This window comes from Acinetobacter sp. 1124_18A, from assembly GCF_052824995.1.
On record NZ_VTDF01000001.1, the window covers coordinates 711990 to 736786 of the forward strand.

Annotated in this window: 22 protein-coding genes and 1 pseudogene; 15 read left to right on the top strand and 8 right to left on the bottom strand. The window is 37.6% G+C overall.

What is annotated here, in order from left to right:
- The first annotated feature begins 19 nt into the window (after positions 1-19).
- The 4 genes and pseudogenes from FY048_RS03505 (at position 20) to FY048_RS03520 (ending at position 3025) form a co-directional block, all read left to right on the top strand.
- On the top strand, positions 20-895 hold the full coding sequence (locus tag FY048_RS03505; protein ID WP_446090141.1) for a LysR family transcriptional regulator: 876 nt from the start codon (positions 20-22) through the stop codon (positions 893-895).
- A gap of 418 nt (positions 896-1313) precedes the next feature.
- Positions 1314-2426, top strand: coding sequence for an OmpW/AlkL family protein (locus tag FY048_RS03510; RefSeq protein ID WP_446090142.1), 1113 nt, complete (start codon positions 1314-1316; stop codon positions 2424-2426).
- Between the two features lie 49 nt (positions 2427-2475).
- Positions 2476-2586, top strand: a pseudogene (locus FY048_RS03515) (hypothetical protein); the annotation flags it as partial.
- 10 nt (positions 2587-2596) lie between these two features.
- The gene (locus tag FY048_RS03520; RefSeq protein WP_446090143.1) at positions 2597-3025 is read left to right on the top strand and encodes a DNA breaking-rejoining protein; all 429 of its coding nucleotides are present in this window, start codon (positions 2597-2599) and stop codon (positions 3023-3025) included.
- A 68-nt stretch (positions 3026-3093) separates the two neighbouring features.
- Here the strand turns inward: FY048_RS03520 and FY048_RS03525 are convergent, their stop codons facing one another.
- Complete coding sequence (locus FY048_RS03525; protein ID WP_446090144.1) at positions 3094-4680, bottom strand: ATP-binding cassette domain-containing protein; 1587 nt, start codon at positions 4678-4680, stop codon at positions 3094-3096.
- Between the two features lie 257 nt (positions 4681-4937).
- Positions 4938-5381 carry a universal stress protein gene (locus FY048_RS03530; RefSeq protein WP_016137808.1) on the bottom strand — a complete coding sequence of 148 codons (444 nt, stop codon included), beginning with the start codon at positions 5379-5381 and terminating at the stop codon, positions 4938-4940.
- 290 nt (positions 5382-5671) lie between these two features.
- On the opposite strand from FY048_RS03530, the gene FY048_RS03535 reads away from it, so the two are divergent.
- The 3 genes from FY048_RS03535 to FY048_RS03545 all read left to right on the top strand — a co-directional run bounded on the left by FY048_RS03535 (position 5672) and on the right by FY048_RS03545 (position 6960).
- Positions 5672-5899, top strand: coding sequence for a hypothetical protein (locus FY048_RS03535; protein WP_004791683.1), 228 nt, complete (start codon positions 5672-5674; stop codon positions 5897-5899).
- A gap of 175 nt (positions 5900-6074) precedes the next feature.
- The gene (locus tag FY048_RS03540; protein WP_446090145.1) at positions 6075-6248 is read left to right on the top strand and encodes a hypothetical protein; all 174 of its coding nucleotides are present in this window, start codon (positions 6075-6077) and stop codon (positions 6246-6248) included.
- A 268-nt stretch (positions 6249-6516) separates the two neighbouring features.
- On the top strand, positions 6517-6960 hold the full coding sequence (locus tag FY048_RS03545; RefSeq protein ID WP_005306468.1) for an RDD family protein: 444 nt from the start codon (positions 6517-6519) through the stop codon (positions 6958-6960).
- A 57-nt stretch (positions 6961-7017) separates the two neighbouring features.
- Here FY048_RS03545 and FY048_RS03550 read toward each other — a convergent pair whose 3' ends face one another.
- Positions 7018-8193: a benzoate/H(+) symporter BenE family transporter gene (locus FY048_RS03550; RefSeq protein WP_446090146.1), complete on the bottom strand. Its 1176-nt coding sequence runs from the start codon at positions 8191-8193 to the stop codon at positions 7018-7020.
- Between the two features lie 186 nt (positions 8194-8379).
- Here FY048_RS03550 and FY048_RS03555 point away from each other — a divergent pair, with 186 nt between their 5' ends.
- Positions 8380-8853 carry an Lrp/AsnC family transcriptional regulator gene (locus FY048_RS03555; RefSeq protein ID WP_446090147.1) on the top strand — a complete coding sequence of 158 codons (474 nt, stop codon included), beginning with the start codon at positions 8380-8382 and terminating at the stop codon, positions 8851-8853.
- A 52-nt stretch (positions 8854-8905) separates the two neighbouring features.
- On the opposite strand, the gene leuE is transcribed toward FY048_RS03555, so the two are convergent.
- The 3 genes from leuE to aceR form a co-directional block, all read right to left on the bottom strand.
- The gene (gene leuE, locus FY048_RS03560; RefSeq protein ID WP_446090148.1) at positions 8906-9556 is read right to left on the bottom strand and encodes a leucine efflux protein LeuE; all 651 of its coding nucleotides are present in this window, start codon (positions 9554-9556) and stop codon (positions 8906-8908) included.
- A 73-nt stretch (positions 9557-9629) separates the two neighbouring features.
- Positions 9630-10619, bottom strand: a complete 990-nt coding sequence (gene tal, locus FY048_RS03565; RefSeq protein WP_446090149.1) for a transaldolase — start codon at positions 10617-10619, stop codon at positions 9630-9632.
- 130 nt (positions 10620-10749) lie between these two features.
- A complete protein-coding gene (gene aceR, locus FY048_RS03570; RefSeq protein ID WP_151768350.1) occupies positions 10750-11643 on the bottom strand; it encodes an HTH-type transcriptional regulator AceR in 894 nt (297 codons plus the stop codon).
- 90 nt (positions 11644-11733) lie between these two features.
- On the opposite strand from aceR, the gene aceI reads away from it, so the two are divergent.
- Entirely contained in the window at positions 11734-12168 is a 435-nt protein-coding gene (gene aceI / locus FY048_RS03575; RefSeq protein WP_005073799.1) for a chlorhexidine efflux PACE transporter AceI, read from the top strand.
- A gap of 63 nt (positions 12169-12231) precedes the next feature.
- Here the strand turns inward: aceI and FY048_RS03580 are convergent, their stop codons facing one another.
- The gene (locus FY048_RS03580; protein WP_446090150.1) at positions 12232-13803 is read right to left on the bottom strand and encodes an acetyl-CoA C-acetyltransferase; all 1572 of its coding nucleotides are present in this window, start codon (positions 13801-13803) and stop codon (positions 12232-12234) included.
- A 235-nt stretch (positions 13804-14038) separates the two neighbouring features.
- Between FY048_RS03580 and FY048_RS03585 the strand changes: the two genes are divergently transcribed.
- The 3 genes from FY048_RS03585 to FY048_RS03595 all read left to right on the top strand — a co-directional run bounded on the left by FY048_RS03585 (position 14039) and on the right by FY048_RS03595 (position 17691).
- A complete protein-coding gene (locus FY048_RS03585; RefSeq protein ID WP_060466581.1) occupies positions 14039-15430 on the top strand; it encodes a 3-oxoacyl-ACP reductase in 1392 nt (463 codons plus the stop codon).
- A gap of 75 nt (positions 15431-15505) precedes the next feature.
- Entirely contained in the window at positions 15506-16360 is an 855-nt protein-coding gene (locus FY048_RS03590; protein WP_446090151.1) for a MaoC family dehydratase, read from the top strand.
- A 71-nt stretch (positions 16361-16431) separates the two neighbouring features.
- Complete coding sequence (locus FY048_RS03595) at positions 16432-17691, top strand: serine hydrolase domain-containing protein (RefSeq protein ID WP_446090152.1); 1260 nt, start codon at positions 16432-16434, stop codon at positions 17689-17691.
- Positions 17692-17738: 47 nt separating this feature from the next.
- On the opposite strand, the gene FY048_RS03600 is transcribed toward FY048_RS03595, so the two are convergent.
- Positions 17739-18317, bottom strand: a complete 579-nt coding sequence (locus FY048_RS03600; RefSeq protein WP_446090153.1) for a TetR family transcriptional regulator — start codon at positions 18315-18317, stop codon at positions 17739-17741.
- Positions 18318-18442: 125 nt separating this feature from the next.
- Between FY048_RS03600 and amvA the strand changes: the two genes are divergently transcribed.
- From amvA to FY048_RS03615, 3 genes are all read left to right on the top strand, one after another.
- The gene (amvA, locus tag FY048_RS03605; RefSeq protein WP_446090154.1) at positions 18443-19921 is read left to right on the top strand and encodes a multidrug efflux MFS transporter AmvA; all 1479 of its coding nucleotides are present in this window, start codon (positions 18443-18445) and stop codon (positions 19919-19921) included.
- A 173-nt stretch (positions 19922-20094) separates the two neighbouring features.
- Complete coding sequence (locus FY048_RS03610; RefSeq protein ID WP_446090155.1) at positions 20095-22233, top strand: DNA polymerase III subunit gamma/tau; 2139 nt, start codon at positions 20095-20097, stop codon at positions 22231-22233.
- Positions 22234-22557: 324 nt separating this feature from the next.
- Positions 22558-24786, top strand: a complete 2229-nt coding sequence (locus tag FY048_RS03615) for a phosphocholine-specific phospholipase C (RefSeq protein WP_446090156.1) — start codon at positions 22558-22560, stop codon at positions 24784-24786.
- The last annotated feature ends 11 nt before the right edge of the window (positions 24787-24797 follow it).

The following is a 24797-nucleotide window of genomic DNA, read 5'->3' on the forward strand; positions in this document are numbered from 1 at the left end:
TTAATGGAATGCAGATAGTATGTTTCATGAGCTCAAGACCCTTATAGCAATCAAAAAATATGGTTCATTTAGTGCTACAGGTAACAATGTGGGGCTTACTCAAGCAGCTGTCAGCGCACAAATCAAATCTTTAGAATCTTATTTAGGGATTAAGCTCTTTGAAAGAAATGGAAAAACTGTTCAATTTAATAGTGAGGGTTTACGCGTACTTGCATTAGCTGAACAACTTTTTGAACTCGTTGATAAGATGAAACAACCCGAATGTATGGCAGATTTTACGGGTGAAATTAGAATAGGGGCAATTGCTTCGATCCAATCAAATATTTTGCCAGAAATACTTGAAGAACTATTCAAATATTTTCCTAAAGCAAAAATTAAGCTTATGCCTGGAGTCTCATTCAATTTGTTCCATCAGCTTGGGAAAAATGAGATAGATCTAGCAATTATCATTAAACCTAATTTTGAAATTTCCGATGAATATTGTTATTACACCTTAAAAAAAGAGCCTATTCTTCTTATTACCCCAATTGATATTCACGAAAAACACCCTGTTGAAATTTTGAAAAATAATCCATTTATACGTTATGACTACTCCTCATTTGGTGGGAAAGTTGTTGCAAACTACTTAAATAGGAATCAAATTAAAACAAATGACATTATTGAAGTTGATGAAATTGAAGCAATTATTAGAATGGTAGAAAAAAAATTAGGTGTAGCTTTAATTCCAGATATTGGAATGAGTAAATTGAAAGAAAAAAATATTAATATTATTGATCTGAAACAACCAGATCTTTATCGTGAAATTATTATTATTCATAAAAAGAATACTGAAGATTCAATTATATCAACTATTGTTTCTAAAATAGTTGAAGGTGTTGCTATTCGTGAAAAGTAATTAAGTCTATTCATTTCTCAACAACAAAGCATATGTGCTATTGATAGGAAAAGACAAACATCCGACATTAAGTCGGATTTTTATTGCGTAAAATTAATTGATAGAGATTGTAACAATCTCGAAATATGTGTCAAAAATCTCATATCAACTGTCATTCAGCGAACTCAATAACGACAACTAGCCCATATAAGCCTAATCTTATTTAGTTATTTTACCAATCGTTAAATTATTATTGGTTTTATTTTTGCCGTTCGTCAGAAAAATTAGATAACTATTTCATGTAATTAATGAGATAAATTGATAGATTTATCTAAATTAATTTTGTTTAAAAATTATACTGATTGATAAAAAAGGCAACTTAGCTATATTCCATATCTATATTGCAAAATCAGCAATATATTTCTAGGATGGAATAAAAATGAAAAAAATAGTAATAAAAATAGCAATATTAAGTTCATTATCTGTAATCACAAGCATGAGTTATGCGCAGGAATTTAAAAGATTCTCTGTCTCTGCTGGTTGGCTACATGTAATGCCACAGGGTAAAGCTAATCCTTTTAATATTAATACCGCTGTTAAAAATGGAACAGAAGCTAAAGTCGGTACTATTTCAACAACAAGCTTTTTAAACTCTATTGATCCCAATGCTACTATGACTGATATGGGGGGAGAGGTTTGGAATTTAAAAGAAACCCTTACAGAGTTTCTAGCCCAACCCGAAATCCAAGATCAACTTACAGATGGTAAGGGGAATATTCTAGCTGAAGTTGCTGGTACAGCGCGAATTGAGGGATTGGAAAACTGGCAACAGCAAGATGCGGGACTAGAAGTCGATGATGTAGACACATTAGGTTTAACATTTAACTATTATCTGAATGACAATGTGTCTTTACAATTCATTGCCGGAATTCCACCTAAAGTTGATGTTAAAGGAAAAGGTGAAATCTTAGCACCATTAAGTGGAGTCGCAATGTCTCCTCATGACTTAGTGAAATACCTTTTTCCGGACGGCTTTACTTTAGGTCAGGCGATTCCGATTACCAACTTAGGAAATAAATCTAAAGCTGCATCTATTCGAGCATGGACCCCAACCATAGAAGCACAATATCAGTTTGGTAAAAGTGGGGTAAATAAGTTTAGACCCTATATTGGGGCAGGTTTAATGTATGCCCATTTTAATGATATTAAACTCAACGATGGAATTCGTTCTGATTTAGTGTCCGCAGGCCATATGATCCAAAACGTGTTGGATGGCAAAGCTGGAGCAGCTTTAGACCGAAAAGAATCAAGCGGAAAAATGGTCGTTAATGTTGATGCAGATGATGCGATAGCGCCTATTTTTACTGCTGGTTTTACCTATGATTTTAATGATTCGTGGTATACGGTAGCTTCTGTGTCTTATGCAAAGTTAAGCAATAATGCACAAATTGATGTTGTCAATCAAAATACGGGAACTCGCTTAATACATGCCACAACAAAAGTTGATATTGACCCACTGATTACCTATTTAGGGGTAGGTTATCGATTCTAATATTTTTTAAAAAGGGTATCTCAAAGTTAGATAATATTTAAATCTTTGAGATACTTTATTTGTTGCTGGTTATAAAAAGCAACTATTACTTATTAAAATCATACATAAAGTAAAATTTTATAAAATTTATTTTAATATAATAATCTTAAATAAATTTTGAGGATAGGAAATTGAAAAAAATCATTAAAACTTTATTATTATCTACACTAATTTCAACTGCATCATTCACAGTTTTAGCTAAAAATGTTGAGCAAAAAGTTAATTTTTTACAAGGTTCCACTCATACTACATTAACTGGAAAATTTCAGGGTTATGATGATGTGAGATATAGAGTTTATGCAAAGAATAGACAAATATTAAAATTTAATATTAATAGTCTTGGTAATTTAGCCTATGTTAACATTTTTGCACCAGGTAAAAAGCCAGGTAAAGATAATGCATTATTAATTGGTTCAACTGTAGGATCTAAAGGAGAACTTACTTTACTAGTTGATGGTGATTATATTGTTCAGGTTTATCAAATGCGTAATAGTGCTCGTAAAAATAAAACTGTGAAATATAATTTAGACATCGAAATATTAAATAAAGTAAAAAAATAATGATGGATAGAATTTACTAGCTCTCAAAAGAGAACTAGTAAATTTGAAGAAAAAGACATCAATAATGATTAATCGGCTAAAGCAAAGGACTCATGAATAGCACAACTTTCAACAAAAGTTTGATCATGTGAAATGAGCAATACAGCGCCTTCATAGCTTTGAATAGCGGTAGCTAATAGTTCTCTAGATTCAATATCTAAATGATTTTCTGGTTCATCTAATAACAAGAGTTCAGGAGTAGGATGTATCTGGCTAAGCGCCAATAAGGCTACTTTGAGTTTTTCACCGCCACTGAGCTGAGACAAAAGTTGTGTCCCTTTATCACCACGAATTCGAAGTTGACCTAATAGATTTCGCCATTCTAGTTCTGAAAGTTCATTATTCATGTGGGTTAGATTTTCAATCACCGTCATTTCATCACATAAAAAGCTAAAGTTCTGGTCCAGATAAAAGCACTCTACAAATAAGTGAATGCTGTCACATGGCTGTTCGTTTTGAGCATGAATGGCTTTAAGTAGAGTCGATTTGCCAATACCATTTTGACCGGTTATGTGAATTTTTTCGGCTGCTTGTACTGCTAAATCTATGGTTTTTTGCGTTCCATATTTCAGTTTGAGTTTTTTAATGCGAAGAATTTCTCCAGATTTCTTATGAAAAGTAGGGAAGACAAACTGTTGTGGCTTGACGGTTTCAAGACGCATTTTTTTGTCTGTTAAATCATTTTGACTGTTCGAAATCTGTCGTTGGTGCTGAGACTGTATGGCAGCAATACTTTGGCCTGCTTGTTCCTTTTTAAAATCAAGCAGAATTTTGGCTTGAGAATTTGAATCGCGTAATTTATTTCCAGCACGTTCACGTTTTTGAGCTTTCATTAATACTTCATGCTGCTTTTGCTTCATGTGTTTAACGTCGCGTTGGCCTTGTTGAACAGATTGCTCTAAAGCTGCAACATGAGTCTGATATTGGTCATAAAATTTTTCATAGTTTCCTGTTGTGTGATGTAAACCATGTTCATTCAAATGATAAATATGGTCTACTTCATTCAATAAACTACGATCATGACTAATGATAAGAGCACCTGCTGGGTATTTCCTCAAATGATCAATTAACCATTTTCTAGATTCTTGATCTAGATGATTACTAGGTTCATCAAGTAGTAGATAATGATCTGATTTTAAAAATAAGCAGCTCAATGCCAATTTAGTTTTTTGACCTTCGCTTAGGTTTTTCACTGGAAAGTCTAGATCTGTTGGTAAACCCGCAGACTCCAATAAATTATTCCATAAGGTGGGGAGGTCCCATTTACCTTCTAACAAATCATAATCATCGAAGTTGGCAACACCTTGTTCAACTCTTTTAAAAGCGTGATAAACATCTAAGATATCTAATGCTTCGGAAATGGTCTGTGCTGCTAAACGATGTAACTGAGGTAAATATGCATGCTTTACATGCCAAGATATTTGCCCAGATGTCAGAATTAAATCTGATTTAAGCGTCTGATTTAACATTTGCATAAGCAAAGACTTACCTTGACCATTACGGCCAATTAAAGCAGATACTTGATGCGATTCAAGGCTAAAATTTAGTTGTTGAAACATGACTTTAGATGAAAATTCTAAAGAGAGTTGTGCTATTACACATGCCTGCTGAGTCATAAAAAACCTCATAAATACAGGATGTACAAAATAGGAAAAGTAGTTTTAAGCAGAGACGTTAAATCACAAAAAATAGTCTATTTTGCACATCAAAAAAAGAAAAATTGATGAGAAAAAAGACTTACTTCATTGGCGTGACTCACGAAATTGGAAGAATAAAAAACTATTCTAGCTGGGTTTTTGATTAGTGTAAAATTTATGCAATCTATTTTATTAAAAACCCAATCGTTGGATTGGGTTTTTTGCATCTAAAAAGTTTATTCTTTTACAACCAATACCTGAATTTTAGTACTGTTTAAAACATCTTGAGCAAAACTACCCAAAATAAGTTTTTGGAAGCCTTTGCGACCATGAGAACCAATCACAATCAAATCGGAACCTAAGCCTTCTACAGCTTTTAAAATACCATCTGAAGAAATTTCACCTTGGATGATTTGAGTTTCGGCATCAACACCTTCTTCGGCACATAAAGCTTTTACAGTTGCGAGTGTTTTTTCTGCATTTGCTCGTGCTTCAACAAAATAATCTTTTACAACAGGTGAGATGTAATAAAAATCTACACCGCTAAAAGGATCTACCGCAACTAAGCTAATAGCGGTCAATTTGCTCCCAAAAGCTTTTGCAATATGAGCTGCTTGTCTTGCTGCCGCTAAAGAAATTTCCGAACCATCGACTGGTACAATAATATGTTGGTAATTCATAATGTTATTCCTCTTATTTACAGTTGTTATATGTATGAAGCATTTATTAATTAAAGATTAACATATTTCATTCACGGTAAACATCTATTCGGTTATAGGGAAGAAAAATTAAATAAATTTATTTTAAATCATATGTTTGTGTTTATTTTTATATTGATTGAGATGGCATTTAGGTGGTATTGCTAAATAATCGATAATATTTACATGAAAATTACAAAAAATTACCGTTCATATTTCTGTCATATAGAAACCGTATAACAAAATAATAAATTAAGGGGAGAGCGAGGAAGATGGCTGATTTAACAGCAAAGAAAGTCAATAAACTTATTGAAGAGTTTCGTCAAACAGGCAAAGAACCCGAAAAGTTAGTTATTGGCTATAAAACCTATGCCAGACTCATGACCGAAGATAAATTTGCAGAAAAAGTTGTCCCTTCACTTGAAGACTCAAAAGAACGCTTATATAAAAATCTAAAAATTAAACTTGTCACTGAAAAACATTACTTTGAAATTAAATGAAGATTATGTGAACTACATCACGTGTTATTAAAGTAAAGTAACACTAAATAAATTTAATAACATGATTATTGTATGATGATACAAATTAATGGTGTAGTCAACATTTGAAAACAGCAATCGTTTATAAACTCGATAGAATAAGTTGCTTTTATTTTAAGTAGTGGAATAAATTGAAATGCCGACATTCAGTGTAATTATATTTTATGTTTTAGCTATATTAGGCAGTGTAGCTATTGTTTATGGATTAGTCAGTTTAAGTGTTTTTTTAATTGTTATTGGATTAGCTCTATTATTTGCAGCATTATTATTAAAAAAAGAGTTTAAATTAGATATTTTATTTTGGAAATAAATATAATATGAGTTTGTATTTTAATTTCCTGTAAAACTGTTTCAATAGAGCTGAAAAGAAAAATTTCAGTTCTAAAAATATTAAATTAGTTTTTTATGATGAATATTGATGTAATAACGTTTTTTTGATCGGAATTATTACAATAAAATATAAAAGTAGAATATTTTAAATTCATTTAAGTATTTAAAAATAAAAAAGTTTCATTTAGGATGAAAGTAAAATTGTAAAAGCGTTTTTAGCTATTAAACAATAACAAAGCGAGGTGAGCATGACTTATAAGTATGAGTATGCAGGGTTCTGGTTAAGATTTGGTGCAATGATCATCGATACTCTTATTCTTTTTTTGGCTGTTATTCCTGCAGCATGGATTTTTTATCAAGGGGATTACGACTTAGTCTTTGCCACAGGTTTAAGTACTAAGCCACAAAATTATTGGTTCGATTTGATTGTGAACTATGCATTTCCTTTATTGTATTCGGTTTTATGTTGGCTGTATTTTGCAGGAACGCCGGGTAAACGATTGATGCGATTAAAAGTTTTAGATGAAAAAACAGGTAATAAGCTAACAGTTACGCAGAGTATTATTCGATATGTTGGCTATATTCCGTCAATTTTAGTGTTTGGTATTGGTCTTTTTTGGGTTGCATTTGATGCTAAAAAACAAGGCTGGCATGACAAAATGGCAAAATCAGTAGTAGTACGAGAACTATAAGAAATGAGGCTAAAAAGCGTCCATAGCATTGAAAAAGGCGCTATGAACGCTTTTTTATTAACTTTTTTTGACTTTAAATTTAAGTACTACAAATACAATAAGACCGACAATAAGTCCCCAAAAGGCTGAGCCAATACCAAAAAATTGAATGCCCGAAGCACTGCATAAGAAGGTAAATAATGCAGCTTCACGGTCTTCAACAGGGCCAAAGGCAAGCGCAATGTTATGGCTAATAGTACCAAGTAATGCGATGCCAGCTAAAGCTACAATAAAAATATGAGGAAAAGACATGAGTAAGCTTGTCAGTGTTGCTGCAAATAGTCCCATCAACGCATAGAAAAAACCAGAGCTTATGCCAGCAATATAGCGTTTACTTGGGTCAGGATGAACTTGATAGTCAAGGCATACAGCTGCACTAATCGCAGCAATATTAACGCTATAGCAACCAAAAGGTGCAAGCAAAACTTGGGTTAAACCAGTCCAGCCAATCAGTTGGTTAACATGTGGTTTATAGCCATAACTTTTAATCATGGCAATACCGGGTAAATATTGCGAAGCCATACTAATCACAAAAAGAGGTAAGGCTAAGCCCAAAAGAGCCGACCAGCTAAAGACAGGACTAATCCAAACAGGTTTAGCCAAAGACCAGTGAAGCGTAGGCATATGAAAGTCTAAAAACACAGGGCAGAGCAAAACGCCAGCAAGTGCTGTGAACACGATGCTATAACGCGGCCATAATCTTTTTGTAATAATATAAATGACGAGTAAAGATAAAACGAATGCCCAATCATTTTGCAAACTTGCGAAAAGTGAAATACCAAATTTAAGTAAAACGCCTGCAAGCATCGCACTGGTCAAGCTTTGCGGAATATATGAAAGCGCTTTTTGGAAAATTCCTGAAAAACCTAAAATCGCAGTCAGTAAACCAACAACTAAAAAAGCACCAATTGCTTCATTTATGCTATATCCACCGCCAGTTGCAATAATTAAAGCGAGACCAGCGGTTGACCATGCAGTTGCTACAGGGTATTTAAATTTCCACGAAAGAATAAGTCCTGATAAACCAAGACCCAAACCTAAAGCCCAAAACCATGAGGTGATTTGTTCAGGTGAAGCACCTAAAGCTTGGGCAGCCTGAATCACTAAAATAGCCGAAACACTAATACCAATAAGAAAGGTAATGAAACCCGCGAATACGGCTGGAATAGAAAAATCTTGAAGAATCTTTTGCATAGCTAAATGTTCTAAATCCCTGAAAAATTAATATGTTTCTGCCTTTGCTTTCAGCTCGCTAAATCTAACAATTTTTTTAAAGAAGGTGCTTTCTATTTTTAACAAAAAATGGAAATAATATTTTTAAAATATCGAATAATGCTATTATTCCTTCCATAAATAACACTAAATTTGGAATATTGTTTTATGGAAGGGCAAGCTGAAAATCTATCACCACTCGAATTGAAAATTATGCGTGCATTACAAGAAAATGGGCGTTTAAGTAATGCTGAATTGGCTAAGCTCGTAGGCATAAGTACTTCATCTTGTTGGAATCACACACAGCGTCTTTTTAAGATTGGGGCAATTTTAGATGTACGCGCTCGGATCAATCCGGCCATGGTACAGCGTGATACGGTAGTACTCGTTGGAGTGGTTTTAGACCGTTCAACCCCAGACAGCTTTCAGGCATTTGAACAAGCATCAGGTGATTTGGAAAATGTTTTAGAGTGCTATCTGGTGGCGGGAGAAGTCGATTATTTTCTAAAAATTCGTGTTAAAGATTTAGCTGCGTTTAACCGATTCCATAGTGAAAAAATTATTGCTTTGCCTGGAGTAAGACAAGTCAGAACTTTTTTTGTGCTCAATGAAGTTAAAACTGATGGCATATTGGCATTTTAGCGGCTCATCATGTTTTAACTTTATAGTGCCAAAACTGATAGGGTAAAGATGATTAGATTGTTGAGGTTGCTAGTTTTAGACCGAATCCGAAGAATAGAAGTCCGACTAAAAAGATACTACTGGCTGCAATTTTATGGTTTTCTTTAAAAAATGCTGAAAGTTTAATTCCAGAGAAGATTAATGCCGTTAAATAGCTAAAACTAATCACCTGCAAAATAACCGCTAAAATTAAAAAGCTTAGAGCGGGGTAGGCATAGTCGGGTTCAACAAATTGAACAAAGAAAGATAGGAAAAATAAAATTGCTTTAGGATTGAGTAAACTAATACTGAGTGCTGTTTTATAAGGATGAACTTTATCTAAAGCGGGTAAATCAGCCATTTCTGGTTGTGGTTGATTACGTTGTTTCCAGCGTTGAATACTGCCTTGTAAGAGTTTAAAGCCTAAATAAGATAGGTAAAGTGCACCTGTTAATTTAAGAATAACAAATACCCATGGAAATGCTTTAAGTAGAGAGGCAGCTCCTAGTACGGTACACAGCATTAAAATGAGATCGCCAGTAAAAATACCTAATGCGCCCATATATCCGGTTTTAATCCCGTAACGTGAAGCAATTGACATCACATATAGAGAGTTGGGCCCTGGCAATAACACAATTAGGAATGTACCAATAATATATGTTGTTAGATCTGTTATGCCGAACACGAGAAACCCAATAAAAAACCGATTTTTGCCATGATAACAAAAATCGGTGATTTTGTATGAAAAGTGCAGTTTTTTAAGGTTTAATTTCCGCATCAATTCCGAAAGATTGACGTAATAAAAAACTTAATTGGTCACGAGCTTTAATAAAGCCATCAACACCACCTTGTAAAAGTTGGAATGCCATTAAGTCATGATTAAGTTCGTCTTTAAAACTTTGTTCATTCTGAGCTGGTCTAACAATAGTCTCTGCTTGCTTTGATTGAGTAGCATCAAGAGCTGCATCAACTGTACGCGTATCTTGCTCAAGCTGGGTAAGTAGACCAGGAGAGATCGTTAGCAAATCACATCCTGCAAGTCCAAGCACTTGATCAATGCTACGGAAGCTCGCACCCATCACTTGAGTTGGGATATCTTGCTGTTTGTAGTAAGTGTAGATTTTTTTAACTGAAACCACACCCGGGTCTTTTTCGATTGGATAAGAGTCTACGCCTTCAGCCTTTTTGTACCAGTCTAAAATACGGCCTACAAATGGTGAAATTAAAGTTACTTTAGCATCTGCACAAGCTTGAGCTTGATGTAAACCGAAAAGGAGAGTGAGGTTACAAGCAATCCCTTCAGCTTCGAGTACTTTAGCAGCTTGAATACCTTCCCAAGTTGACGCGATTTTAATCAGAATACGTGACTGATCAATACCATAACCTTTGTAAAGTTCACATAATTCATGTGCTTTTTGAATGGTGGCTTCAGTGTTGTATGAAAGTGCAGCATCAACCTCTGTAGAAACACGGCCTTCAATGAGTTTTAAAATTTCTACGCCAAATTTTACAGTCAAAATATCAATGGTTCTTTCGATTAACTCATCGTTGCTATAGCCTTCTTCTTTGGCTTGATAATAAGCATCTTCAATCAGCTCTTTACTTTCTGGTTGTTCTGCTGCTGCTGTAATCAACGAAGGGTTTGTCGTCGCGTCTAATGGACGGAACTTACGAATTGCATCAAGGTCGCTACTGTCGGCAACAACGGTCGTTAATGTTTTTAATTGGTCTAGTGCTGTATGAGTCATTGATATTCAACATCTTCAGTAATAAATCTTATATTTTCTTTATAGCACAAAGTCTATTCATGCTGTCGATATATCAATTGTTATATTTCAAAGAAAAACGTTTAGGTTCTGCATCTCAATTGAAATAATTTTAAGGTGCCTGTTGCATTCGTTGCTTACGGATATATTCAATCAGAAATCTAGCAGCCGCGCCGAGTTCACTTTCACGACTCCAGACTAAGTCGACGTAATATTCAAATCTTGGAGTGAAATCTAATAAATCCAACACTTTAAGCTTGTTTTTTAGTTCGGGGTTTTCTTTAAACATTTCTTGAGGAAGAACACCCCAACCTAGATTGCGTAAAATCATTAAACAAGCAGAGTGGTGGTTGTCTGTACGCCAATAATGTTTCGAAAATAGCAATTCAGGTTTTAAAGTTTCATCTCGGCTTGCAACTACAATTTGTCGTGTAGTAAGGATTTGTTCATAAGAAACCTGATTTTGGCTTGCGAGGGGATGGCTATTTGAAATAACCGGAATTAAAGCCTCACGTTTAAGTTCTACAAATTGTTCTCTGTTATCTAGGTGTTCGCGTTCAAACATGAGTGCTAATTGGGCAGACCCGTCTAATAACATTTGAAGTGCATCTTCTTGAGGAGCAGACACAATATTAATTTGTAAGTCTGGAAAACGACTTTCTAAAAGACAAATATAGTCGGTCCAATTGGTATGTAAAAGTTCAGAGACAATCACAAGAGTTAAATTGGCTTCTAATCCTGTACTTAACGCGTGAGCATGTTGTTTCCACTGGTTCATCTCAATTAAAAGCTGAGATGTCTTTTCGTATAACACCCGTGCTTCGTCAGTAGGGACGGGTTCACGACCTTTACGGTCAAATAAAGTCAGGTTCAGATCAATTTCTAAGTTGGCAATAGACATGCTTACAGCCGAAGGAACTTTTCCAAGTTTACGTGCTGCTGCTGAAAAAGAGCCGGTTTCAATCACGGCCTGAAACATGAGTAGTTGTTCTTGATTAATATTCATCTGTCAAAAAAACTGAAAGAACCTGATTGGATTAATCAATATTATAAAAATAAAATGCACATTATCCAAGTTATTATTGAGTATTTAAAAATGTTGATTTCCAAGAGAAGGCTCATTCATGCAATCAGTTATGAAGGAATTTTATTGGTCATCATTGCGATTGCATTAAGTTTTATTTTTGATATGCCAATGGACGTAACCGGTACACTCGGTGTGTTTATGGCTGTCGTTTCAGTTTTCTGGAATATGATTTTTAACCACTATTTTGAAAAAGTAGAGCATAAATATAATTGGGAAAGAACGATCCCTGTGCGGATTTTACATGCGATTGGCTTTGAAGGTGGCTTGTTGATTGCAACAGTACCGATGATTGCATATATGCTTCAGATGAGTGTCATTGATGCACTTATTTTAGATATTGGTTTAACTTTATGTATTTTGGTTTATACCTTTATTTTCCAGTGGTGTTATGACCATATCGAAGATAAGTTTTTCCCAGATGCTAAAGCAGCATCACTTCATTAAAATTAAGTTGTTAAACTAAAAAAGCACCCATCAGGGTGCTTTTTTTAAAGGTGAATCGTAAAATTATTTCTCTACGATTGCTACAACGCCTTCACCACCTGCTGTACAGATCGAGATTAATGCGCGGCCTGAACCTTTTTGATTAATCAATTTAGCAGCAGTTGCCAAGATACGACCACCAGTGGCAGCAAATGGATGGCCTGCACCTAAAGATGAACCATTTACGTTTAGTTTAGAGCGGTCAATTGAACCTAAAGGTGCATCTAAACCAACGCGCTCTTTACAGAATTTTTCATCTTCCCAAGCTTTCAATGTAGACAACACTTGAGATGCAAATGCTTCATGGATTTCGTAGAAATCAAAATCTTGAAGTTTAAGGTTTGCACGCTTAAGCATACGAGGTACTGCATAAGCAGGAGCCATTAACAAACCTTCTTTAGGGCCGTTTTTACCAATGAAATCAACAGCTGCTGTTTCAGAGAAAGAAAGGTAAGCTAAAACTTCATGACCGTTTTCTTTTGCCCATTCTTCAGAAGCAAGCAATACAACAGAAGCACCGTCAGTTAACGGAGTTGAGTTACCTGCTGTCATTGTTGCAGTTTCGCCTTTACCGAAAACTGGCTTCAATTTAGCAAGTTTTTCAACTGTGCTGTCTGCACGTAAGTTGTTGTCACGGTTAAGACCTAAGAATGGAGTGATTAAGTCGTCAAAGAAACCACGTTCATACGCAGCAGCAAGTTTTTGATGGCTGCTTGCAGCTAACTCGTCTTGCGCTTCGCGAGTAATACCCCATTCTAAAGCAGTAATTGCTTGGTGCTCACCCATTGAAAGGCCAGTACGTGGTTCACCATTGCTTGGAGCATCAAGAAGCTTTTTAAAATCAATTTTTGTTAATGCTTTAAGACGGTCTTTACCAGTCTTAGCAACATTGAGCTCAAGTAAAACTTTACGTAAACCATCACCTACAGCAATCGGTGCGTCAGAAGTTGTATCTACACCACCTGCAATACCTACATCGATTTGACCAAGCGCAATTTTGTTTGCAACAACAAAAGCAGCTTGTAAACCTGTACCACAAGCAATTTGAATGTCATAAGCAGGAGTTTCAGGAGCAAGATCTGTGCTCAATACAACTTCACGAGTCATGTTGAAGTCACGGCTATGTTTTAAAACAGCACCCGCAACGACTTCACCAATACGCTTACCTTGTAAGTTAAAGCGCTCAACCAAACCATTCAATGCTGCTGTCAGCATGTCAGAATTAGACGCTTTAAAATAAGCAGTATTTGAACGTGCAAATGGAATACGGTTGCCACCAATAATTGCAACGCGGCGAACAGTGTTTTGGCTCATGGTTTTATCCTGTTGAACAGAAGTTTTGGTTTTTGTTGCTTTTGTTGCTGCAACTACATTATTAGAAGATGTAGATGGGGTTGCTGTAGCAGCGCTCTTATTACGAGGGCTACGTGCAGGTGCAGTCGTTGAACGAGTACGTGTCGTTTTTGGAGTATTAGTTGCTGCTTTAGGAGTTGTGCTGTTACGCTTAACCGTGTTAGAAGCCGGCTTTGATGTATTTGACACTTTTTCCTCAGCAGAATTCTCGACTGCTGGATTTTCTTGAGTTGTCTTGCTCATAAGGCTTTTCCAAGCATATTAACGATATTCTTATGACCTACATTAACACAATTCAAATAGACCTGTATTGACTAGAATGACATTGTAGATAGCATTCAGGTCAAGACATCCAAAGATGAACTCAAGTATGATTTGGAGTAACTCTAATGAACGACTGATTTCATATTGTTGCTATTCATCTCATAACATAATGAAGCCTGTCGTAGAAAATTCATTTCTTTGAGAGATAATAATCATGACTGATCAATACCAAGCATTTACACAATCTCCTATTGGTAAATTTGTTGTTAAAAATCTGGGTTTACCATCACCAGTTGCATTAGAGCGTTTTGAAAGTGCTCAGCCAGTAGTGAATGGTGCAGTATTGGTTGGCGCAGCGCCGTCAAGTGTATTGTCTGGTGCGATTGCACAAGTACTTAGCAATATTCATGCTGACAGCTATGTAGGCAATAATGTTGCATTACAGCAAGAAGCTGCAAAAGTTGGTTTAAATTTACGCCCATTCAATGCAGGCGACAAAGAATCAAAATTCAAAGCAGTAGTATTTGATGCATCTGGTATTCAAAACTCAGAACAGTTAAACGAACTTTATAAATTCTTTAACCCGATTGCACGTCAAGTTGCGACTTCTGGTCGCGTGATTGTGATTGGTACAACTCCTGAAACTGCAAAAACTGTAAAACAGGCGATTGCTCAGCGTGCACTTGAAGGATTTATCAAATCTGTAGGTAAAGAGTTTAAAAAGGGTATTACTGCTCAAGTTGTTTATGTTGATGAAGGTGCTGCTGCAAACCTTGAATCAACTTTACGTTTCTTGCTTTCTCCACGTTCAGCGTATGTATCTGGTCAAGTTGTTCGTGTTTCTAAAGCAGATGTAGTTGATGTCGATTGGGCAAAACCGCTTGCTGGTAAAACTGCATTAGTAACTGGTGCGAGCCGTGGTATTGGTGAGGCAATTGCACATGTGTTGGCACGTGATGGCGCTCATGTTATTTGTTTAGATGTACCACAACAACAAGCTGACCTTGACCGTGTAGCTGCTGACATTGGTGGTTCTACATTGGCAATTGACATTACTGCTGCCGATGCAGGCGAAAAAATTAAAACTGCTGCTGCAAAACAAGGTGGTTTAGATATTATTGTTCATAACGCGGGTATTACTCGTGACAAAACTTTGGCAAACATGAAGCCAGAGCTTTGGGACTTAGTAATTAACATTAACTTGTCTGCTGCTGAACGTGTAAACGACTACTTGTTAGAAAACGATGGTCTAAATGCAAATGGCCGTATTGTTTGTGTATCATCAATTAGTGGTATTGCTGGTAACCTTGGTCAAACAAACTATGCTGCATCTAAAGCTGGTGTGATTGGTCTAGTTAAATTTACTGCGCCTATCTTAAAAAATGGTATTACCATTAACGCAGTAGCACCTGGCTTCATCGAAACTCAAATGACTGCTGCGATTCCATTTGCAATTCGTGAAGCTGGTCGCCGTATGAACTCAATGCAACAAGGTGGTTTACCTGTTGATGTGGCAGAAACAATTGCATGGTTTGCATCAACTGCTTCTACAGGCGTAAATGGCAACGTTGTACGAGTGTGTGGTCAAAGCTTGTTGGGCGCTTAAGCACTTTTAGCTAAAAAGGGGGTGCTTGTGCATCCCTTTTTTATTCAAGAATCTTTAAATTATAAAAGGTTAGGTATGAATACTCGTCATTTTAGCCAGCTACCAAAAGCGGCATTGGCTTACCCAAAAGTGGTACAAGGTTTAATTTTTAAAAAGCCGAAAGGTCCAAAAATCTTACCGCAAGTTGAATATGTGGTAGATACACTAGAAATTGATCAGAGTCATCTCAAAGCTTATAACGAAGTATGTGGCTTTCAAAATAATGGCTTTGTACCCGCAATTTATTTGGCTGTGCTTTCTCAAAGTTTGCAAATGCACATGATGACGGCAGAAGCCTTTCCATTCCCGATTTTAGGTTTAGTTCACATCCGTAATCAGATTAAACAAACCAGACCAATTGGTGTAACTGAAAAACTAACCTTGTCATGTAAATTTGGGGAACTAAAACCGCATGATAAAGGTGTTCAGTTTGACTTTATTACTACGGCTAAAGTTGGCAATGAAGTGGTGATGGAAGGCTTAACGACTTATTTATCTCGTCAAAAAGTCGAGAAAAGAGTGGGTGAGAAAGCCAAAGAAGAACAAGCGCCAGCTTATGTTCCAAAGGCCCAGTGGGATATTTTAGAAAACACAGGCCGCCGTTATGCAAAAGTGTCTGGTGATTTTAACTTAATTCATATTCATGCCATTACTGCAAAAGCATTTGGCTTTAAGCAAGCTATTGCACATGGCATGTGGAGCAAGGCTAAAGCACTAGCGAACCTCGAATTACCAAATGCTTATGAAGCAGATGTCTGGTTTAAGCTACCAATGTTCCTACCTTCAAAAGTTGAGTTTTTAACTGTAAATGCAGATAAAAAGACTGATTTCTTGATTCGTAATGTGAAATCACAAAAACCGCATGTTGCAGGAACTGTAAAAGCATTATAAAAATATCAGCAGCCTGAGCAGATGTTTGGGCTGCTTTTGAGCAAAATAACAAAAAATGCAAGGAACTTCATGTGATTAAAGAGATTTTACTGGCCGATACCCATAACTATCACGGTATTTTAGATGAACGTTTTATTGATTTAGCCCACCAATTTAGCCGTCTTCAAGATGCTAGAACAGGACAAGGTGGAGCTGCATTAACGGTTTATTTTAGTGGCCAGAAAGTTGTAGATATCTACACCGGTCTAAAATCACAAAATGAAGTTTGGCAACCTGACACTTTGGCAGTTTGCTACTCTACAGGTAAAGGTGTACTTGCAACTTTAGCGCATATTTTAGTAAGTGAAGGTTTTTTAGAATACGACAAACCGATTGCGACTTATTGGCCTGAGTTTGCTCAAAATGGTAAAGAGCAAATGACTTTACGTCATGTGCTGAGTCATCAAAGCGGCATGTTTGATGTTCGAAATATTATCGAAAGTGCAAGAGAAATGCTCGACTGGTCACATATGTTAAATGTGATTGCAGCAACTAAGCCTAGATTCCTTGCCGGAGAGGACAATGCTTATCAAGCTTTAACATTTGGCTGGCTTGTCGGTGGTGTACTTGAAAAAGCAACTGGTCAATCTTTAGATCAGCTCATGCAAAAATACCTCTTTGAACCGTTGCAGTTAGACGGCGCTTATTTTGGTACACCTGCAAGTGAGCTGGACCGTGTAGCACGTTTAATTATTCAACCGAAACCAGAAAAACCAGCGTCTACCCAAGTTGAAAAACCCAAAAAGCCTCAGGCACACAAGAGTTCACTCTCTGAAAAAATGATTACGTGGACTGGGCAAGACCCGCAAGATTTTCAGGATGCCATGATTCCAAAAGGAATGAAGCATTTTAGTTTCTTTAGTGATGAAGGATTGCAAGCAGTCATTCCGGCGGCGAACGGCACGTTTACTGCAAATAGTCTTGCTAAAATTTACGTGATGCTGGCAAATCACGGTGAATGGGATGGGCAGCAACTTATTCGCCCAGAAATATTTAAAGAGCTCAGTACCATTCAAAGTTATGCACGTGATCGTGTCATGCCAATTCCGATGAATTGGCGCTTAGGATATCACCGCATTATTACCATGGGTAAACGCGCTAAAAATGGCTTTGGACATATTGGTTACAATGGTTCAGGGGCGTGGTGCGATCCTGAGCGTGATCTGAGTTTTGCCTATACTCATAACTTTCAAATTGGTTCAATCACGGGTGATTACCGTTTGTGGGGGCTGACTCAGGAAGCCTTACGTTGCACTGACCAAATTTTAAAAGGCCGTAAAGGCTGGTTCTAATTTTAGTATTTCAAAGCTGGCATCCTAATTAATGCCAGCTTCTATATTTATAATAATTCTAAGCGAATAATTGCTTCTGTATGGCGCTTAAAGTCTTCTTCAGCTAAACCTTGTAAACCAAGTTGATAAATACCTTCTAATCCACAAACAAAAGCGATGAGTCGCCAAGCTATGTCTGTTGAATTAGATGTATTTTTAAACTCCTCATCTTTTTTGCCACATTCAATCGCTTGGACAATAGATTCATGCCAACTTTGCATGGCAAGGTTATAAGCCTTTTGTATTTCAATATCTTGTTCAATCAAGAGTTCTGCTTCATTCCATAGGCGTAGGTAGGGCTGAAGTCTGTCTATGTTTTCTGCACCTAATAAAATGAAGAGTCTTTGAAATTGGCTAGTGGTTTTTAGAGTTTGTTCAATTTCATCAAGCTGTTCCATGAGCTTTAAAAAAGCTTCAGCTTTTAAATGAGATGCCGAGGAGAAATGATGATGAACTTGTCCGGTTGATGTTTGTGCTTCTGTTGCGATTCGGCGTACCGTCATGGCTGTAAAACCTTCAGCCAAAGCAACTTGCATGGCTGCTTGCAGAATCATTTCTCTGCGTTGATCGCGATTAAGATAGGCCATGTTTCTTTTACCTGACTGAATTCGACACAAATTACATTAAAACTAAAAGTTGGACAAGTGTCCAATTGTGTATATAATAACCATGATTTGAACACATGTCCAAGTTTTGGATATTGAAGAGCGTTATGCAAAAAAAATGGTTAATCCTGACAATTATCGTCCTTATTTATTTACCAGTTACGATTGATGCAACGGTGATGCATGTTGCAACACCATCTTTAAGTGCAGCATTGAATTTAACTGCCAATCAGCTTTTATGGGTCATTGATATTTATTCACTGATTATGGCGGGTTTGATTTTGCCGATGGGTGCACTCGGTGATCGTATTGGCTTTAAAAAATTATTATTTATTGGAACTGCAATTTTTGGAGTCGGTTCCTTAGCTGCGGCTTTTTCTCCAACAGCTTACGCCTTAATTGCTTCCCGCGCTGTTTTAGGTCTAGGGGCAGCGATGCTTATTCCAGCTACTTTATCAGGCATTCGTAATGCCTTTACCGAAGAAAAGCAGAGAAATTTTGCACTTGGTCTTTGGTCTACAGTGGGTGGTGGCGGAGCAGCTTTCGGTCCATTGGTTGGTGGTTTTGTACTAGAACACTTCCATTGGGGAGCAGTATTCCTTATCAATATCCCAATTATTTTGGTTGTTCTGGTCATGATTGTCATAATCATTCCTAAACAACAAGAGAAAACTGATCAGCCAATTAACTTGGGGCAAGCTTTAATTTTGGTTGTAGCCATTTTAAGCCTTATCTATTCAATCAAATCGGCTATGTATAACTTCTCGGTACTTACAGTTGTGATGTTTGTAGCTGGAGTAAGTGCTTTGATTCAATTTATTCGAAGTCAAAAAAGAACGACTACGCCAATGATTGATCTGGATTTATTTAAACATCCGGTGATTTCTACCAGCATTGTCATGGCTGTTGTTTCCATGATTGCTTTGGTTGGCTTTGAATTACTCTTGTCTCAAGAGTTGCAGTTTGTACATGGTTTTTCTCCATTACAGGCCGCTATGTTTATTATTCCATTCATGATTGCGATTAGTTTAGGTGGTCCTTTAGCCGGAATCTGTTTAAATAAATGGGGACTTAGACTTGTATCTACTGTTGGTATTTTAATAAGTGGATTTAGTCTATGGGGGCTTGCCCAGCTTAACTTTTCGACCGATCACTTCTCAGCGTGGACATGTATGGTCTTTTTAGGCTTTAGCATTGAGATTGCCTTACTGGCTTCAACTGCTGCCATTATGTCATCCGTTCCACCTCAAAAGGCAAGTGCAGCAGGTGCGATTGAGGGTATGGCCTACGAGCTTGGCGCTGGTTTAGGCGTCGCTATTTTCGGGTTAATGTTGTCTTGGTTTTATAGCCGCTCAATTATTTTGCCAGCAGAGCTTCCGTCGAACTTAATTGAAAAAGCGAGTATATCGATTGGTGAAACCATGCAATTAGCCTTTAATCTTGAAAATCCTTTAGGAGGACAGTTGGTTGCAGTTGCTCAGCAAGCTTTTAGCTATGCGCATAGTTGGGTGCTTACCATTTCAGCTATTTGTTTTTTCCTTTTAACTGTATTTGTCTGGTTTAGTTTTCCGAAGAAAGTAAATTAAAACGTTTTAGGGTATTTAAAGCTTCGGTCAAAATGTTCTTTATCCGAAGCTTTAAAATAACTGATAGTGCAGACAAATGGGGCAGTTCGCAGTTTATCTGTACGGATATGAGCTTTATGCGTTCACACTCTTTTAAAAACAAAGTATGCTTATGCCTGTAAAAAGGAGCATACATGTATCAAGTACTTGCTAGAAAATACCGTCCACGTAATTTCAATGAGTTAGTGGGGCAAAACCATGTTTCTCGTGCATTAAGTAGTGCATTGGAACGCGGTCGTCTACACCATGCTTATTTATTTACAGGAACGCGTGGTGTAGGTAAAACTACAATTGCACGTATTTTAGCCAAGTGCTTAAACTGTGAAACGGGTGTGACTTCTACGCCATGTGAAGTTTGTGCAACCTGTAAGGCAGTAAATGAAGGTCGTTTTATTGATCTGATCGAAATCGATGCTGCTTCAAGAACAAAAGTAGAAGATACGCGTGAACTGTTAGACAACGTTCCTTATGCGCCAACGCAAGGCCGTTTTAAAGTTTACCTGATTGACGAAGTACATATGCTATCGACGCATTCTTTTAATGCGTTATTAAAAACACTAGAAGAACCGCCAGAACACGTTAAGTTTCTGTTTGCAACGACCGATCCACAAAAGTTACCAATTACGGTCATTTCACGTTGTTTGCAATTTACCTTGCGACCTTTAGCCGTCGATGAAATTACAAAACATCTTGGGGCTATTCTTGAAAAAGAACAGATTGCTTCTGACCAAGATGCAATTTGGCAAATTGCTGAATCTGCTCAAGGTTCATTACGTGATGCATTATCTTTAACTGACCAAGCGATTGCTTATGGTCAGGGTGCAGTCCAACATCAAGATGTTAAAGAAATGCTTGGGTTGATTGACCGTACGATTATTTATGATTTGATTTTAGCGATTCATCAGAACCAACGTGAGAAAGTTAGTCAGCTTTTATTGCAATTTAGACATCAAGCACTAGACGTTTCACTTGTGCTTGATCAGTTGGTTTCGACAATGCATGAATTGGCAATTTTACAATATTTACCTGATTTGAGTCTGAAATATAGCGAAGAAATCAATCGCAAAATTATGCAACTGTCTAAGCTGATTTCTGCTCAAGATTTACAACTGTATTATCAAATTGCATGTAAAGGCCGTTCAGACTTGCAATTTGCCGTGACGCAAGAACAAGGTTTTGAAATGTGCGTTTTACGCTTATTGGCATTCCGTCCACTAGCGCCTAATGAAATTTTGGTGTCAGAGCCTGTTCAGCAAAATGGACAAGCAGTAGTGGGTTTGAGTCAACAGGCTCAGCAAACAGCTCAGGAGATGACTCCAGTAAATACTGTTCAGCCAGTTGAAGTTATTAGCCAACCCGCTATGGTTGAACCTGAACCTGAACCTGAACCTGAACCTGAACCTGAACCTGAACCTGAACCTGAACCTGAACCTGAACCTGAACCTGAACCTGAACCTGAACCTGAACCTGAACCTGAACCTGAACCTGAACCTCAGTCTAATCAGGATTTAATGGTATTTGACCCAAATCATCATGAGCTGATTGGGCTTGAGTCAGCAGTTGTTCAAGAGACTGTTAGTGTTCTGGATGAAGATTTCATTCCAGTGCCAGAACAAAAGTTAGTACAAGTTCAGATGGAAACTCAGGCCAGAAATATTGAACCTGAACCAGCGTTCACTACTGAGCCGATGGGTTTATTTGAAACGCCTAGTGCTGATTTTTCACTTGCCCAAGATACGCCTGATCTTGCTTCTGACCCTGTTATTGAACAACAGGCATTTGTGCAAGCCGAAGTAAGGGTTGAAACAGTTGCAGTTGTAAAAGAGGCTAGCGAAACTGATAACGGGCAGCTGATGCCTCAAGATATCTTGAAGCTGTCTCCTCAAGTTTTGGAAGGTGAGTGGACACTTGAAAAATGGGAGTATTGGTTTAGAAATAGTCAGCTTTCTCCAGCCGTTCAAGAACTTGCTCAGCATGGTGTGATGACTGGTGAAATTGGCGGTAATACTATTTTCCATATTCCTCAAGAATATGAAAATATGCTGACTCAATTACAGCAAGGCCTTATTGATGCATTAAATGAACAATGGCCTAATACTCAATTTACAGTTGAATATGGTGCGTTAAATACAACTACACCCTATACCATTCAAAGTGCGCGTAAAGAAAAAGCCTTTCACCGAGCAGCCGAGCTGTTACAGCAACAGCCAGTCATCAAAAGTCTCATAAAAACTTTTGATGCTGAACTTCAAAACATTCAATTAAAGCCTTAAATTTATCTGAGTTTTGATCTGGTGCAGAATATGAAAATAATAGAATTTTCATATTTTTCACTGGATTGAAATATTCAGGTCATGTCACTGTCATCGTACTTTTCTATGTTAGCCATTTTAGATTTTAAATGGACTATATCTCGTCATGAAAAGGCAATGCGCTAGAATAAATTGTTTTAAATATTCATATTTCTTATTAATCGGCGCGATCCTGCTGAGTGGTTGTAACGACTCATCAAATGATAATTCGAATGCACCAGAAACAGGTAAAAAGCCTGTGATGCGCTGTGCTCCATAAACCTCAATAATAAAAAGAACCTGATCATGATTACACGTCGTAAATTTTTAAATTATTCTATAAATATGGGCTTTGGTGCTGCGGCATTGGCAGCATTCCCATCTAGTATTCAAAAAGCTTTAGCAATTCCTGCAAACAATAAAACTGGCACCATTCAGGATGTCGAACACGTTATTATTTTAATGCAGGAAAACCGATCTTTTGATCATTACTTTGGAACGTTAAAAGGTGTTCGAGGTTTTGCTGACCGTTTTACAATTCCTCTACCAAGTGGCCGCCGTGTTTGGGAGCAGCTTAGAAGTAATGGGCAAGTTTTAACGCCTTTTCATTTAGATGGTACAGCCAATAATGCGCAGCGTGCAGATGGTACACCGCATACGTGGAATGACAGCCAGTTAGCTTGGGACAATGGGCGTATGGCAAATTGGCCAGCCCATAAAACTGATATATCCATGGGTTACTTTAAAGAAAAAGAAATTCCATATCAGTTTGCACTTGCGAACGCCTTTACGATTTGTGATGCCTACCATTGCTCTATGCACACTGGAACAGATGCGAACCGCTCTTTTCATTTAACGGGTACAAATGGGGCGACACCGACCAAGCGTTCATTTGTAAACAATGAGTGGGACTGGATTGATGGTAATCCAGCTACGGCAGATCGCGGTTATACGTGGAAGACTTATGCTGAGCGTTTAGAAGAAGCAGGAGTAAGCTGGATTTGTTATCAAAATATGCCAGATGAATGGGGTGATAACATGCTTGGTGCATTCCGTTCATTTAGAAAGGCTAACATTGCATCTGGTTATCCGGTTGCAAGCGGTGGTGAACCAAACAAACCATATGCTGATACGGGACAAAAACTACCATATAAAGCCTATGATGCTGCGACCGATAATGCCCAAAATCCACTCTATAAAGGCATTGCAAATACATTGCCAGGCAATAAACCTGAAGAATATCTCGACGCTTTTAAACGCGACATTCGTGAAGGTAAGTTACCTCAAGTGTCTTGGATTAATGCGCCATCCATTTACTGCGAACATCCAGATCCTTCTAGTCCTGTCCAAGGGGCATGGTTTATTCAAGAAATTATTGATGCATTAACTGCTGTGCCAGAGGTTTGGAGTAAAACAGCACTCATTATCAATTTCGATGAAAATGATGGCTACTTTGACCACGTACCGTCACCATCAGCGCCATCTCGTCTCAAAAATGGTCAGTACGCAGGCAAATCGACATTAAGCAGTGCCGATATGCAGGATGAGTATTTTGACCACGCAGCGCCTGAGGGGAGCCATTCTCAGCCTACACCTGATGGACGAGTTTATGGTCCAGGTCCTCGTGTTCCCTTATATGTGATTTCTCCATGGAGCCGTGGTGGCTGGGTGAACTCGCAAGTGTTTGACCATACTTCTGTGCTCATGTTTTTAGAAAAACGTTTCGGTGTAAAAGAGCCAAATATCAGTCCATATCGCCGTGCGGTGTGTGGTGATTTAACCAGTGCATTTAACTTTAAAACACCAAATGCAGATGTTTTACCTCAGCTCAACGGTAAACAGACACGTTTGCAGGCAGATGAGTTAAGAGAAAATCAAGAAGCTTTGCCAGCTGTTCCTGTACCAACGGATATTAAGTTACCGATTCAGCAAAGTGGCATACGTCTGTCGCGTGCGCTACCTTACGAACTGCACACCAGCGCGCGCTGTAAAGCCGATGGTAAAGTGCAATTGATATTCTCTAATACAGGTCAGCAAGCAGCGGTTTTTCATGTATATGACAAACTGAACCTAGACCTTATTCCAAAGCGTTATATTGTCGAGCCAAACAAGACTCTAGAGGATGAATGGGGCGCTTTAAAAGATAATTTAGGTCGTTATGATTTATGGGTACTTGGTCCAAATGGCTACCATCGTCACTTTAAAGGCGATACTCAACGTATTGTTGATAGTGGCGTTAAACCTGAAATTCGAGTGTGCTATGACATTGCCAACGGTGATGTCTATGTAGAACTCATGAATGAAGGAACCAAGGACGCGATATTGACAGTAAAACCGTGTGCATATCGACAGGATGCTCCATTACAACTTACCGTAAAAGCTGGTCAAGTTGTTAAGCAACATTGGGCTTTGGCTGATGTAGGGCATTGGTACGATTTTGAGATCACATGCCAAAGTGATGTGTCTTATTACCGACGCTTTGCTGGTCGGGTTGAAACGGGTGAGGACTCTTTTAGTGATCCTGCGATGATCTAAATAATGAAGAG

Bases quoted from the DNA above. Each gene is read 5' to 3' on its own strand.
- FY048_RS03505 (WP_446090141.1), top strand. From the start codon at position 20: ATGTTTCATGAGCTCAAGACCCTTATAGCAATCAAAAAATATGGTTCA.
- FY048_RS03510 (WP_446090142.1), top strand. From the start codon at position 1,314: ATGAAAAAAATAGTAATAAAAATAGCAATATTAAGTTCATTATCTGTA.
- FY048_RS03525 (WP_446090144.1), bottom strand. From the start codon at position 4,680: ATGACTCAGCAGGCATGTGTAATAGCACAACTCTCTTTAGAATTTTCA.
- FY048_RS03530 (WP_016137808.1), bottom strand. From the start codon at position 5,381: ATGAATTACCAACATATTATTGTACCAGTCGATGGTTCGGAAATTTCT.
- FY048_RS03535 (WP_004791683.1), top strand. From the start codon at position 5,672: ATGGCTGATTTAACAGCAAAGAAAGTCAATAAACTTATTGAAGAGTTT.
- FY048_RS03540 (WP_446090145.1), top strand. From the start codon at position 6,075: ATGCCGACATTCAGTGTAATTATATTTTATGTTTTAGCTATATTAGGC.
- FY048_RS03545 (WP_005306468.1), top strand. From the start codon at position 6,517: ATGACTTATAAGTATGAGTATGCAGGGTTCTGGTTAAGATTTGGTGCA.
- FY048_RS03550 (WP_446090146.1), bottom strand. From the start codon at position 8,193: ATGCAAAAGATTCTTCAAGATTTTTCTATTCCAGCCGTATTCGCGGGT.
- FY048_RS03555 (WP_446090147.1), top strand. From the start codon at position 8,380: ATGGAAGGGCAAGCTGAAAATCTATCACCACTCGAATTGAAAATTATG.
- tal (WP_446090149.1), bottom strand. From the start codon at position 10,619: ATGACTCATACAGCACTAGACCAATTAAAAACATTAACGACCGTTGTT.
- aceR (WP_151768350.1), bottom strand. From the start codon at position 11,643: ATGAATATTAATCAAGAACAACTACTCATGTTTCAGGCCGTGATTGAA.
- aceI (WP_005073799.1), top strand. From the start codon at position 11,734: ATGTTGATTTCCAAGAGAAGGCTCATTCATGCAATCAGTTATGAAGGA.
- FY048_RS03580 (WP_446090150.1), bottom strand. From the start codon at position 13,803: ATGAGCAAGACAACTCAAGAAAATCCAGCAGTCGAGAATTCTGCTGAG.
- FY048_RS03585 (WP_060466581.1), top strand. From the start codon at position 14,039: ATGACTGATCAATACCAAGCATTTACACAATCTCCTATTGGTAAATTT.
- FY048_RS03590 (WP_446090151.1), top strand. From the start codon at position 15,506: ATGAATACTCGTCATTTTAGCCAGCTACCAAAAGCGGCATTGGCTTAC.
- FY048_RS03600 (WP_446090153.1), bottom strand. From the start codon at position 18,317: ATGGCCTATCTTAATCGCGATCAACGCAGAGAAATGATTCTGCAAGCA.
- amvA (WP_446090154.1), top strand. From the start codon at position 18,443: ATGCAAAAAAAATGGTTAATCCTGACAATTATCGTCCTTATTTATTTA.
- FY048_RS03610 (WP_446090155.1), top strand. From the start codon at position 20,095: ATGTATCAAGTACTTGCTAGAAAATACCGTCCACGTAATTTCAATGAG.
- FY048_RS03615 (WP_446090156.1), top strand. From the start codon at position 22,558: ATGATTACACGTCGTAAATTTTTAAATTATTCTATAAATATGGGCTTT.